The following is a 12,694-nucleotide window of genomic DNA, read 5'->3' as shown; positions in this document are numbered from 1 at the left end:
CCACGAGCCTCCGAACCCTCAAACTCCCAAAGCTAACCCCAGCGGGCAAAAACCGCCCTTCTGGGGCCACCCCTGGCGAGTTTGCATGAGGGTTCCCCTCATCGTCAAGGAACTTTCGCGGCATAAACGCCAGGACTCAGCAAATCACTTCCAAAATTGATACCATTTTTTTTCATTATTTGCTGCAACCATCTGTTTTACTTCTTGAAGTTCTCGCATAACAGTCATAACCGCTTTATCCCGATTAGTAACCTGTTGTTTTTCTATAGCATTAGAATAAGTCAATAACTTTTGTTGAGATTCCAATATGTTTGTTAGTTTAGCTATTTGCTCATTTTGATTCTGTAATTGTTTTTGTTGCAACTCTACTGTATCTTTTAATTCTCTCAATACTTCTTTTAAATCATCAGATCCAGGAGTTATAACAGTCATATCTGTATTATTAACTGTTAATCCTTCTTCTTTTAAAAGTAATTTGCAAGCATCTTCCAATGTAACTTGTGGCATACTTTTTAACTCTACTAATCTTTGTAATAACTTAACATCATAATCATCGAAAATAATTCGTTCTCGTTCGTCTCTTTTAAAGGCATAACAGTTATAACTCTCAATTAGTAAGTAATATTTTTTAACCGTAGAAGGTGATATTTTTAATCTTTTTGCAACCTGGGATACATTTTCATAAATAATAAGTGTCATAATAGTCATAACCTCCTTTTCAATATTTCAAATTCGTTATAACAGTTATAACTCCTTTATCTTAACACTTTACATAAAATTAAGTTAAATCAATACTAATTCTTCGTGCACAGATTCATTAGATCTTGTACTTACGAAATAAGTGGTTTTAATTTCTTTTTCTTCTTTGCACTTAAATCAATCAATAAAAAACATACAAATAAATTAACATTTTGTTTTTTAACATAATAATTTCCGACTAAAAAATGAACTACTCTATGAAATTGGAAATTCTGAATCAAAAAAAGAGAGAAGAGCATAAGGGGTTTTTGGGCCCAACTAGGGGTTGGGACTAGGCGGAGCCTAGTTTAAACGTGGGTACACGAAAATCCCCAGGATGTCCACTCACTGATGACACAAAACCCTACAAATGTCCCCATTGTGTCCCTAGATGTAGACTCAGTGAGTACACAAAGTCTCTTTGATGTCTCCATATGAGTACTCACTAACGACATAATACTTTTAATAAATTGAAATCAAACATTACTTTAAAATACTAAAAGAAAACAAAAGACATTAAATAAATATAAATCTTTAATTTAGAAATAAATAACAACAAAATAAAAGATGCTATCCAAACACTTCAGGATTCTTTTTAAAGGATATAAATCTAAAATAAGACTATTTGTCATAAAAACAAAAAAACAAGCTTAAAAAGCAAAATAAACAGGTTTAAAAGAAGGTTTTCCTTTGCTTTTGGGGTTGAGGCTGGTTCGTCGTGTGGGGACGAGCCCCCACATATTACGTATCTATCAATATGGTAAGTGAAATTATTAAGCGAAGGCACTAGCGGTTCGGCTCGTATAATAGCAATTCAAGTCGATGATCCCAAATAGTTGCTTTTGGATGTATCGGCTTGGTGATATCCAAACTCGAGCCGAAAAAAGTTTTGCAAGGATGTAGCAAAGCGAAAAGGGTGGAGATTTTCTGTAGCAAAGCGAAAGAAAATACAACCCGTTCCTTGCGGAACTTTTAGCTATTTCTATATAGAGTAAGAAGGGACAAGCATACTAACATCGAAAATCGTCAGTAATACCAAGGGTTTCAGGATTTTTCGTACTTACCGTTTTTGGTAAGTAAACTTACCGTTTTTGGTAAGTACGAATTTAATAAAAAAAGTCTACTTTAAAAGTAGACTTAGAATAATTTAATAGGTAAATTTTTAAGTTGTTTTGGAACCTTTCTAAACATAGCTTTAAGTGTCGGATTAACTTCATCTCTATTCCCTGAAAACATGATGTGAGGATTTATAAATAATGCATATGCTCTAACATTATTATCATCAACACCACTCTCCGAACGAGCTATAATACCTTTATCAATTAACTTCCTAACTAACGGACTAACTTTAGTTTCATATCTTCCGATTTTTTTAGCTAATTCTCGCTGAGTTAATGGAATTTGTTCTTTTGAATTAATATCACTAACTAAACAATTACTTAAAAAACCTACACACATTGAAATATCTAATAAAAATACTTTTTCAGCATTCGTTAAATAATCAATTTCAAATAAATATTGAATATTTTGTTGAATAATTTGAACAAATTTTGCTTTATTTTTTATTTTACGTTCAGGAACTAATTTCATTCCTCTTGAACTAGCTTTTGCTTGAAGTTCATTCGCTATGTACATTTCTTCTTCTGACAAGATCTTTGAATTCTTCATATCTCTCAATCTTGCATTTTTTTCAGCCTGTTCTAAATTGTTGATATTTGACATAATCTTTCTCCTCTGTCCTAAAATTTTCAACTAGAGAAGAGGAACATTTTATGTTATGATTCTTATAGAAATTAAAAATAAAGATATTCAAAAAACCTCTCCTCTAATTGTTTGTTTGGTCGCTTTCAATTATAACATGAGAGGTTTTTTTATTACCATAAATTAAAAAACCTTAAATTATGATACTGTTATTATTCATAGCGTAATGCTTCAATTGGATCTAATTTCGCTGCTTTATTCGCTGGAATTAATCCAAAAATAATACCTAACACCATAGAAAATAACACCCCTCCAACAACAACATTCCAAGAAACAAGTGGTGGCCATTTTGCAATTGATGAAACAATATATGCACCACTATATCCAAGACCTATACCTACTAAACCACCTAAAAGTGTTAACATAACAGCTTCAATTAAGAATTGTAACAATATTTTACCACGTGTCGCTCCAAGAGCTTTACGTATCCCAATTTCACGAGTGCGTTCTGTTACAGATACAAGCATAATATTCATTACACCAATACCACCAACAATCAATGAAATACTAGCAATACCACCAATAATCATTGTCATAATATTTGTCATTTGAGAAATACTTTCTTGAATTTCTTTTAAATTCATAACCTCATATTTCCCTGTAAACTCAATAGGCTTACGACTATTTAATACATTCGCTGTTTTTTTTCCAGCATCATCTAAATTATCTACATTTTTAGCTTGAACAGAAATACTATTAATTTCTTCTGTCCCATATAATGTCGGCCATAAGGAAAGCGGAATTAATGCTTCAGAATCTCCTATTTCCATAAATCCTTCTTCTGCTTTATATACACCAATAATTTGCATTGGTTGACCTTTTAATTCCATGATTTTTCCAATAGGGTTTTCTGATTTAAATATTTTTTTTTCTACACCCGAACTAATCATAATAACATTATTTCCTTGCTCAATATCCACATCGTTTAAAGAACGTCCTTTTAACAATTTCACTTTATTTGCGACGAAATATTCCTCCTCTAATCCTTTAACATTTACCAAATCTTTTTTATCATTTATATCCAATGTCTCCATACTTGAATTCATCTTAATTACATGTAAGATTTCAGGGATTTTTCTTATTTCAAAAATATCTTCTTCTGTCAACTTTGGCTTTTCTTCCGATTTCATATCAAATGAATCGTTTATATCAGGACTATAATTAACAGAAATCATATTACTACCCGTACCAACAAATTGTGATTTTAATGAAGCTTCTCCACCTTGCCCAATCGCAACAACGGTAATAATAGAACCTACACCAATAATAATTCCAAGCATTGTAAGACCTGAGCGTAATTTATGAGCTAAAATAGAAGATAAAGCAATTTTTATACTATCTAATAAACTCATACTGCACACCTTCTATCTTCTATGATTTTCCCATCTCTTAACAAAATACGTCTTGAAGAATACTCAGCTACCTCTTCTTCATGTGTAACCATAACAATCGTCGTACCTTCTGCATTAAGCTTCGTAAAAATATCCATAACTTGCTCACCAGATTTCGTATCTAGCGCACCCGTCGGCTCATCAGCCATAATAAACCTTGGATTATTCGCAATCGATCTTGCAATAGCTACACGTTGTTTCTGTCCACCCGATAACTCACTCGGTAAATGATGAACCCTGTCTGATAAACCAACTTTACTAAGTGTTTCAAGCGCTCTTTGACGACGTTCTGATTTCTTCACACCTCCATAGATAAGCGGAAGTTCAACGTTTTCTACTGCGGAAAGACGAGGTAATAAGTTAAAATGCTGAAATACAAATCCAATATATTCATTACGAATTAAAGCAAGCTTTGACTCATCTGCCGTTAAGATATTCACATCATTCAAAATATATTTACCTTCTGTTGGCCGATCTAAACAACCAATAATGTTCATAAGCGTTGATTTACCAGAACCAGACGGTCCCATAATAGAAACGAACTCGCCTCTTTGAATTGTTAAACTAATACGATGTAAAATTGGCACAGCCAGCTGTCCCTGGTAATATGTTTTAGAAATATTATTTAACGTAATCATTTCCTTTGCACTTCCATTCCGTCATACACATTGTCAGAAGGATTTTTAACTACCTTTTGCCCCACTGTTACGCCTTCAGTAATCTCTGTCCAATCTCCATCAGTAGCACCTTTTTTTACATTTTGTTTACGAAGCTTTCCTTTTTCTTCGATATAAACAAATGCATCATCGTCTTTTTCTACAATGCTCTTACTTGGAACAGCAATCATCGTCTTATTCTCTAAGTTTACTTGTAATGAAACATGGTAACCTGGAGATAAACCGTCTTGGCTATCAAGACTTGCTTTATATGTATATTGGGACATATTTTGAGTTGCCTCACCTACACCACCAGCTTGACCCATCTCTGCACTCGTTGGGAATTCACTTACCTCTGTAATCTTACCTGTCCACTTCTTCTTATTATTTGCTTTCGCAGTTACAGTGAATGTTTGATCCTTTTTGATTTGTGACTTCTGAAGCTCTGTTAAAGTCCCTTGAACTTGGAACGGGTCTTTAGAAGCAACTTGTAAAAATGCCTTCCCTTGTCCACCTAACGCTTGAGATGAACTTTGCGCCGCATCTTTATCTAACTTTTGAACAACACCAGCAAAATTACTATAAATCGTAAGCTCTTTCTGCTTTTTATTTAACTCTTCTTTCTGTAACTTCCCTTTCTCTTTCTCAAGGTCAGTTGTTTTTTGCGCTATTTCTAACTCACTTACTTGCTCTTCCATCGGATCTGTTACTTCCTTCCCAGCTCCGCTATCTTTCACCTTCTTAATTTCTTTCTTAAGCGAATCAATCTTCTTTTTTCCTTGATCATAACGCATATCTGCCATCTTCTGATCAAGCTCAGCTTGCTTCATTTGAAGATTAATCTCTTCATTATCATAAGAGAATAACTTCGTACCTTTCTCTACCTCTTGTCCTTCTTTTACCTCAATATCTTTCACTTTTCCTTTGGCCGAATCCGCATAGAAACTTTCAATATTCCCAGGCTTCACCTGACCAGAAACTAACTTCGTATTATTCAGCTTACGCTCTGTCACTTTCTCAAAACTTACAGCATCTGTATTCGTTATACTTTTCTTCTTACCCTGCATCATATAAATATTAATAAACACAACAATAGAAATTAACAAAAAAGAACCAATAATAATAAAACGTTTTTGTTTTTTTCTCTTTAAATGAACTTTATCTAAAATCATAATTTTCTCCTTTAAACCGTGTTTTTTAAAACTATTTAAATTTTTATACAATAGTAAAAATTAGTCAATCTAAAATTCTCAATATGCAATTATGCATAAAAGTAGAAAATTGAATGTATATTCTGATAACCTAATGAAAGAATTAATTCTAAAATTTGTAATATTCAGGAGGAATTTGGGATGTTATTTAACGTTGTGTCAAAATTAGGTTGGACAGGTATTAATATTGGAACAGCTAATGCACTTATCGGAGCACTTATGACTGGTAGTGATATCTGGACTGCAATTTCAGTTGCTGGTTTAGCATTCGGTGGTGGAATTGGTACAGCTATTTCTACAATTGGTAGAAAAGCTATCATGGAAATGGTAGAAAAAGTAGGTAAAAAGAAAGCTGCACAGTGGTAATATAAAATAATAAATGCTTTTAGAAATATTTATATTTCTAAAAGCATTTACCATAAAGACATAATTCATCGGGGTAATAAAAATGTGGAAAACTCTATCTGTATATATAAAACTTAATTTCAAGTATACTCTAAAAAGAAAAATTGAAGTATTAGACAAAAAAATATTTAGTAAATTAAGAATCGATACAAAAAAATATTTCGTTTTAACTTTAGCAATTTTATACTTAATTGAATGCGCTTTATTAATGTCTATAAGTGGATTAATAACAAATCAACTAAAAAAAGCTTTTTCAATAGAATCTGTAGTTTATTATTACTACGCTTTTTTATTTTTATACGCTTCATTCCTTCCAATAATTTCAAGAACCTTCAAATTAATAACCCCATTTGACAAAGATTTATTATTTAAATCGCCACTACATAATAATAAAATTTATATAATGCTATGGCTAAATGATTTTATAAAAAATAGCCCAAGTTTCCTATCTTATATTGCCATAGGTATAGGAATTAGCTTTTATCTTAATAACAAATTATCATTTTATACAATTACAATTTGTTTAATCTTAATTAGCACTATAATTTCTTATATCTCACAACATATTTATATAAGTTTAAAAGTAAAAATGATTCAACAAGGCTATGGATATAAAGCTTTTATAAGTTCAATATTTATAGGGATTTTCACATTATTCGTAACAATCCTTATTGCAAAATTATTTATAAATCTAAGTGTTCCATCTTTTAAACTATTAATCAATAAAATTAAATTGAATCATTCTTTTACTTGGGAAAACTTTTTATCAATACTAAACAATACAATGCTCAGTATAGGTGAATTTATTAGAACTATCATCGATAGTTGGACACCTAGCGCAATAGCTACTAGAATACTTTTTAATAACTTACAAAAAACAGATATCAAACTAATCCTATTATTAGTATTAACAATAATTATTATGTTACCAATAACTCATAAAAAATCAGGATTTTGGTATAGAACAGAATTTAATAAAATTGTCACTAAAGTAAATGGATGGATCCCACATTATGGTGTTTTTTTACAAAAAATAACAAAAGATTATTTAGTTAAAGTACAACTGAAAAAATTATTTAGAGACAACGAACAATTATCTAAACATTATACGTTCTTTTTTATTGATTTTAGTATTTGGATGTTTGGAGGATTAGCTTTTACTTTATCTAACTATAGTTCTTCTGAACTTTTCCAACTATTCGGAAGTTGTTTTATTATACATGCAATTACTAGAGATGCATTTTCATCAGGAAATACTCTATTCCCTGGACACTTAAATTTCGACTCAGATGGGAGAAGTGTTAAAATTTTTCGTCTATCTGGAACAAATCTCTACAAATTATACAAAGCAAAAATTAAAACACAACGTTTATTAGGAATACATGAGTCATTAATAGGTTTATTAATAGTAATAACTATATTCAAAACAAATTATTACACATTATCTATAATAGGTCTGATTTTTATATTGAATTTAATAGTGAGCCCACACTTCTCATTATTACCATCATATATTAGTCCACACTATAAAAGACAACATTATACGGAAACCGGAACTTATAAAGAACAAGAAATTCTTAGCGATTCAATTTTCAATCGAATCACAAATTTGATAAATATAGCTATTACATTTCCCTTTTTAGTAGCTTATTTAGCAAATATAAAATTTATATACTTCTATATAATATATAGTCTATGGATAATACTTATAATAATAATTGCAATAATATTTATACATCTAACATGTAAAAAAAATAGTTCATTGATTAATAAAGGAGATATTACTTCATGATCCTAAAACCTTTAAAAAAACAATTCATTTTAGCAGCATTAATATATTTCGGAACAGTATTATTTGGAGTTTTTTCATATTTTATAGTTCCATATGATTTAGGTGAAATGGGAATTAATACTAAGACTAATTGGTTAGAATATTTCATTCATAATGGAACAATTAATCTAATAATTATATTTAGCTTTTTATCACTTGGTTTAATAACTGTTGGTTCACTTTTGTTAAATGGGATAGTAATGGGATATATGTTTGGTCATGCAATTCAAACAAATGCTGTAATGAAATTTTTATTATTATTAGCCCCCCATGGAATCATAGAAATTCCAACTGCATGGTTAGCTAGTGCGGTATCCTTTTTTATCATTTCATATACTACAAAAAAGATAAAAAACAAAGAAAAAATAGATTTTAAATTTCTTATATTTACAATTTTAAAATACACAATTATAACCGAAATTTTAATTCTTATTGCAGGAATTATTGAAGAAAACATAACTTTAATCTCATAAAACAAGGGGTGTTTACCATTTTATTAGAAGTGTGTAACATTAATAAAAATTATGGAGATAAAACTATTATTGAAAATTTAAATTTAAATTTGAATAATAAAGAAATCATAGCAATTATGGGTTCCAATGGAATAGGAAAAACTACATTACTAAACATAATTACAGGATTAATAAGACCCGATTCAGGAGAAATTTATATAAAAAAGATAAACCCTTTTGACGATGTAAAAGCAAGAAAACATATTGGATATATACCTATAGACGGTTTTTTATATGATCATTTAAACGCTTATGAAAATCTTGAAATGATAGCAAATTTATATGGTATAAATTTCAAAGATATTGATATTATAATGCTTCTAGAACAAGTTGGATTAGAGTTAACCGATGCAAAAAAAGCAACAGGAACATATTCCTTAGGTATGAAACAAAAACTTAATTTCGCATGTGGACTTATACATAATCCTGATATAATAATACTAGATGAACCATTCAATGGATTAGATCCTAATTCTACAAAAAATTTCAAAAAATTACTGAAAAAATTATCTCAAACAGGAAAAGGTATAATATTTACAAGTCATCTTCCCGAAACAATTATAGAACTTGCAAATAAAGTTGTAATAATGAACAATAAAAAAATTACTGCTCAACAAGAGTTAAACGAAAATAGTAATGTAGCAAAACTATTAGAATGGTTTGAAGAAACATTACATAAAAAGGAGTCTGAAAATAAATGAACCCTCAAAAATCAAAAAAAAATTCTAACATTAATTTCTCTGAAATTTTCGCACTAATCTTCAGTATATGTATTTGTATTTATTTCTTTGGATTTAATTTTAAAATCATTTCTTTATCATTAGGATCACTATTAATATACTTCCTAATTAAATTTATACAAAGAAAACAATAATAGGAGATTATACAATGAATACACAACCAAATAATAATACCCAAAATGTAAACACTAAACTATCAAATATTATTACTAATCCAACCACAAAACTATTAAAAATAAAAGATACACCTAAATTTGGATTATCTTTAATTATCAATATTATATTTACAATGATAATAACTGTAATAACCAGTTACTATATGCTAAAAGATCCTTCCGTTGTCCAAAATGATGCATTTAAAAATATAGAAGGTATATCTTCTAAAAGTATAGAAAATATTGTTTTAGTTATTGGTGGTATACAAAGTATTTTTACAGTAATAATAAATATATTAATTACTTCTCTGTTTACCTTATTATTTGTTAAAATCTTTAAAGGAAAAATAAATTTCAAACAATCGTTTTCTTTAAATACCAATATCTTTACAATCAGTGTATTATCTTCAGCATTCACATTATTAATATATGTAATATTTGGTTTAAATCCTGCAACATCTCCTACTAGTTTAAGTACATTAATTACTGAAGATGGATTTTTAAAAGGATTTATCAATCATATAAGCTTATTTAATATTTGGTCTACTTACATTCTTGTATTAGGATTAAAAATCATAGGAAAATTAGCTTCAAATAAAGCATGGACTATTGCTATGATTTTCTTCATATTCAGCTCTATAGTGGAAGGCATTTCTATGATGATAAAATAATTAAAATTTAAAAAACAAAAAGAAGAACAAACTAAGAAATAATCTTATTTGTTCTTTTTTTATTCAAATTAAAAGTAAAACTTTTGAATAAAAGATGACTCAAAATATTAACCATCTTTCATAGCCCAATACAAATATTCTTATAACCATGAACAAAGTAGAAATTAAGTGTAGAATTCTAAAAAAGAAAGGGGGGGGGCAAGCTACGAGTTTGGCATGCCAAATCCCAAAACGTTGTTTTTGACTCGATAAAAGATTCCTACAATCTTTACCCTTTTTTCGGTCTCAACATTTCATTTCTCGTCCAAAAACAGTTGTCGCTTTGCTCGATTTCCTATTTTTATGAAAGTAAACTTTTAAATATTAGTTTACATTCAAATCCCCTTAAACATTGACGTATCACCAATTCCCCTGATATCCTCAAAATACACAATAAAAGTATACATTCAAAACACTATAAATAAAGAGGTCATAAAAATATGAACAAAAAACCACATCTCATTGATGTCCAACCCATTCGTAGCAAAGAACAAATCGAAGACATGAAATGGGCCCTAAAACGCCACTGTTCCGAACGAGACTATATACTATTTTTAATTGGCATTCATACAGGTTTACGTGTGAGTGATCTACTCGAACTTGAAACGCAAACTATACTAAAGTTAAAACGAAAGAAACGAAAGGAATTCAAAATCAAAGAAGGAAAAACAAAGAAAGAACGCATGATTAACCTTACTTCCATTTTTGATGAGGTATACTCTTATGCTCAAACTCTAGATAATACCTGGTTATTTCCTTCCCGAAAAGGAAACAAACCCATTAGTAAGATCCAGGCTTATCGACAATTGCAAAAAGCCGGAGATTTTGCCGGTATAGAATCCATTGGTACCCACACTATGCGAAAAACCTTCGGTTATTGGTTCTATAAACAAACTAAAGATGTAGCCATGTTACAAGAAATTTTAAACCATAGCACACCACAAATAACACTTAAATACATAGGAATCAACAAAGAAGAAAAAGACAATATATTAGATACATTTCTTATCTAATAAAAATCCCCTTCAGGAAATTTGAAGGGGGTTTTTTTAATATTTATTATTATGATTAGTAGTAATTAAGCAAAAGTAGCTGCTTGCTCATCTTTTGCATTTTTATCAATTAATGATATTTCAAAACCTAATATATTAGCTAGCTTTATTAATGTAGGTATTTTAGGAATGTCAATTCCATTTTCAATTCTACTTATTGTCTTTTGTGGCACTCCTGACAATCTTGATAATTCACGTTGGGATATTCCTTTTCTATCTCGTGCTGCCATTAACTTACCTACGATCTCCAACGCAATAAATAATTCCGGATCTCTTTGCGCCAAATCTTTCCGGAGATCATCAAAGTTTTTCATTTCTTTCAACTCCTAGCATTATAAATTTACCTTTTTGAACATTTTGCTCTAATTTTAAGAATTCCTATACCTATACTCATTTAATATTTTCGAATTCCCTCCTAACTTTATAATTTTTGATCTGCCGAACCTTGTGTTCAAATATTTAGGACATCCGCACTCATTACAAACCGGCAAAACCGGTCACAGGCATCACAGTTTACGATTATTGATTTTGAATCCATTCTTCTTTTCGTTTTTCAGCACGAATAATTTCATTCTGAGGTGTTTCATCTTGCTTTTTCTGAAATTGATTAGTAAGAATAATAGCATCCCCAGAAAAGTAAAAGAATAAGACACGGCTATCATTAACTCTTAATTGCCAAATATCCGTCCCTTTTAGTTTTTTAATACCTTTCCTTTTAATTTTCCCAGCATGAATATCTTTCCCATTTGCCTCCAGCATAACTTGAAGCTGATAAAACTTTCTCCAAGTAGCCTGTTCATGCTTTTCAATGTACTGAATCCACTCGTAAACTGGTTGATGCCCGCGACTGTCTGCATAGTAATGAATCTTCATCGCGGTGACCTCCTATATAGTCTGTGATTTTCTGTTTTAGTGATACCTTTATGTTATCACTAGTTGTTTAAAATATAACATAAAGGTATCACCTTGTCAAATTTATATCTTATATTAAAACCAATTAACTTTTCTCTTTCTTATCATCACATCCTACACTTTTATTCTATAATCTCTTTTTAAACTTCTCTTCTAAAAATACATAAGTTATTCATCACGTTTTCTTACTTAATTTTAATTTATCTTTCCCCTAATGCTTAATTATTAAGACGATAAATCACAATAAAAAAGCATTCAACAAATCATTGCATGCTTTTTTATCCTTACTATACATAGCCTATATTGTAATAACTCAAAATCTATAAAAAAATAACATACTAATAACAAGGGAATGCTTGTAGACTGATCTATACTGCATTCCCTTATTGTATGTATGCTATATTCTTATTCGCCTTTTTCTAACAGTAGAACCACGAATCTTGGCGAAGACATTGGTTTTTGCCCTGTCCTGGGGTCCGTCCTCGCTTTTTATTCCACGGTTCCCTTGACCACGAGCCTCCGAACCCTCAAACTCCCAAAGCTAACCCCAGCGGGCAAAAACCGCCCTTCTGGGGCCACCCCTGGCGAGTTTGCATGAGGGTTCCCCTCATCGTCAAGGA

At 30.3% G+C, this 12,694-nt stretch carries 13 protein-coding genes; 6 read left to right on the top strand and 7 right to left on the bottom strand.

What is annotated here, in order from left to right:
• Positions 1 to 144 precede the first annotated feature (144 nt).
• The 5 genes from MR136_RS28090 to MR136_RS28070 form a co-directional block, all read right to left on the bottom strand.
• Positions 145 to 699, bottom strand: a complete 555-nt coding sequence (locus tag MR136_RS28090) for a DUF3967 domain-containing protein (RefSeq protein WP_051146514.1) — start codon at positions 697 to 699, stop codon at positions 145 to 147.
• Positions 700 to 1,875: 1,176 nt separating this feature from the next.
• Complete coding sequence (locus MR136_RS28085; RefSeq protein ID WP_061458018.1) at positions 1,876 to 2,460, bottom strand: MarR family transcriptional regulator; 585 nt, start codon at positions 2,458 to 2,460, stop codon at positions 1,876 to 1,878.
• Positions 2,461 to 2,651: 191 nt separating this feature from the next.
• Positions 2,652 to 3,851 (bottom strand): ABC transporter permease, encoded by a 1,200-nt coding sequence (locus MR136_RS28080; protein WP_061458019.1) that lies wholly within the window; start codon positions 3,849 to 3,851, stop codon positions 2,652 to 2,654.
• Positions 3,848 to 4,528, bottom strand: a complete 681-nt coding sequence (locus tag MR136_RS28075; RefSeq protein ID WP_061458020.1) for an ABC transporter ATP-binding protein — start codon at positions 4,526 to 4,528, stop codon at positions 3,848 to 3,850. The genes MR136_RS28080 and MR136_RS28075 overlap by 4 nt, the downstream gene beginning before the upstream one ends.
• The gene (locus tag MR136_RS28070; RefSeq protein WP_061458021.1) at positions 4,525 to 5,718 is read right to left on the bottom strand and encodes an efflux RND transporter periplasmic adaptor subunit; all 1,194 of its coding nucleotides are present in this window, start codon (positions 5,716 to 5,718) and stop codon (positions 4,525 to 4,527) included. Before MR136_RS28070 ends, MR136_RS28075 begins: the two co-directional genes overlap by 4 nt.
• Before the next feature lie 180 nt (positions 5,719 to 5,898).
• Between MR136_RS28070 and MR136_RS28065 the strand changes: the two genes are divergently transcribed.
• The 6 genes from MR136_RS28065 to MR136_RS28040 all read left to right on the top strand — a co-directional run bounded on the left by MR136_RS28065 (position 5,899) and on the right by MR136_RS28040 (position 11,123).
• On the top strand, positions 5,899 to 6,123 hold the full coding sequence (locus MR136_RS28065) for a putative cyclic bacteriocin (RefSeq protein WP_061458022.1): 225 nt from the start codon (positions 5,899 to 5,901) through the stop codon (positions 6,121 to 6,123).
• 82 nt (positions 6,124 to 6,205) lie between these two features.
• Positions 6,206 to 7,954, top strand: coding sequence for a hypothetical protein (locus tag MR136_RS28060; protein WP_061458023.1), 1,749 nt, complete (start codon positions 6,206 to 6,208; stop codon positions 7,952 to 7,954).
• Positions 7,951 to 8,466 (top strand): stage II sporulation protein M, encoded by a 516-nt coding sequence (locus tag MR136_RS28055; RefSeq protein WP_061458024.1) that lies wholly within the window; start codon positions 7,951 to 7,953, stop codon positions 8,464 to 8,466. Before MR136_RS28060 ends, MR136_RS28055 begins: the two co-directional genes overlap by 4 nt.
• An 8-nt stretch (positions 8,467 to 8,474) precedes the next feature.
• On the top strand, positions 8,475 to 9,206 hold the full coding sequence (locus MR136_RS28050) for an ABC transporter ATP-binding protein (protein WP_135277756.1): 732 nt from the start codon (positions 8,475 to 8,477) through the stop codon (positions 9,204 to 9,206).
• Between the two features lie 187 nt (positions 9,207 to 9,393).
• The gene (gene yknW / locus MR136_RS28045) at positions 9,394 to 10,071 is read left to right on the top strand and encodes a YknW family membrane protein (RefSeq protein WP_078421055.1); all 678 of its coding nucleotides are present in this window, start codon (positions 9,394 to 9,396) and stop codon (positions 10,069 to 10,071) included.
• A gap of 479 nt (positions 10,072 to 10,550) precedes the next feature.
• Complete coding sequence (locus MR136_RS28040) at positions 10,551 to 11,123, top strand: tyrosine-type recombinase/integrase (RefSeq protein ID WP_022678593.1); 573 nt, start codon at positions 10,551 to 10,553, stop codon at positions 11,121 to 11,123.
• Positions 11,124 to 11,188: 65 nt separating this feature from the next.
• On the opposite strand, the gene MR136_RS28035 is transcribed toward MR136_RS28040, so the two are convergent.
• Together MR136_RS28035 and MR136_RS28030 are read right to left on the bottom strand one after the other, a co-directional pair.
• The gene (locus MR136_RS28035) at positions 11,189 to 11,476 is read right to left on the bottom strand and encodes a helix-turn-helix domain-containing protein (protein ID WP_051146513.1); all 288 of its coding nucleotides are present in this window, start codon (positions 11,474 to 11,476) and stop codon (positions 11,189 to 11,191) included.
• Positions 11,477 to 11,681: 205 nt separating this feature from the next.
• Positions 11,682 to 12,035 carry a type II toxin-antitoxin system RelE/ParE family toxin gene (locus tag MR136_RS28030; protein WP_061458017.1) on the bottom strand — a complete coding sequence of 118 codons (354 nt, stop codon included), beginning with the start codon at positions 12,033 to 12,035 and terminating at the stop codon, positions 11,682 to 11,684.
• Between the last annotated feature and the right edge of the window lie 659 nt (positions 12,036 to 12,694).

This window comes from Bacillus cereus group sp. BfR-BA-01311, from assembly GCF_022664295.1.
GTDB lineage: Bacteria > Bacillota > Bacilli > Bacillales > Bacillaceae_G > Bacillus_A > Bacillus_A cereus.
Note: the sequence above shows the minus strand (reverse complement) of the source record. Positions and strands in the feature narration are given on the sequence as shown.

Coding starts and splice junctions, on each gene's coding strand:
- MR136_RS28090 (WP_051146514.1), bottom strand. CDS start 699: ATGACACTTATTATTTATGAAAATGTATCCCAGGTTGCAAAAAGATTA.
- MR136_RS28085 (WP_061458018.1), bottom strand. CDS start 2,460: ATGTCAAATATCAACAATTTAGAACAGGCTGAAAAAAATGCAAGATTG.
- MR136_RS28080 (WP_061458019.1), bottom strand. CDS start 3,851: ATGAGTTTATTAGATAGTATAAAAATTGCTTTATCTTCTATTTTAGCT.
- MR136_RS28075 (WP_061458020.1), bottom strand. CDS start 4,528: ATGATTACGTTAAATAATATTTCTAAAACATATTACCAGGGACAGCTG.
- MR136_RS28070 (WP_061458021.1), bottom strand. CDS start 5,718: ATGATTTTAGATAAAGTTCATTTAAAGAGAAAAAAACAAAAACGTTTT.
- MR136_RS28065 (WP_061458022.1), top strand. CDS start 5,899: ATGTTATTTAACGTTGTGTCAAAATTAGGTTGGACAGGTATTAATATT.
- MR136_RS28060 (WP_061458023.1), top strand. CDS start 6,206: ATGTGGAAAACTCTATCTGTATATATAAAACTTAATTTCAAGTATACT.
- MR136_RS28055 (WP_061458024.1), top strand. CDS start 7,951: ATGATCCTAAAACCTTTAAAAAAACAATTCATTTTAGCAGCATTAATA.
- yknW (WP_078421055.1), top strand. CDS start 9,394: ATGAATACACAACCAAATAATAATACCCAAAATGTAAACACTAAACTA.
- MR136_RS28040 (WP_022678593.1), top strand. CDS start 10,551: ATGAACAAAAAACCACATCTCATTGATGTCCAACCCATTCGTAGCAAA.
- MR136_RS28035 (WP_051146513.1), bottom strand. CDS start 11,476: ATGAAAAACTTTGATGATCTCCGGAAAGATTTGGCGCAAAGAGATCCG.
- MR136_RS28030 (WP_061458017.1), bottom strand. CDS start 12,035: ATGAAGATTCATTACTATGCAGACAGTCGCGGGCATCAACCAGTTTAC.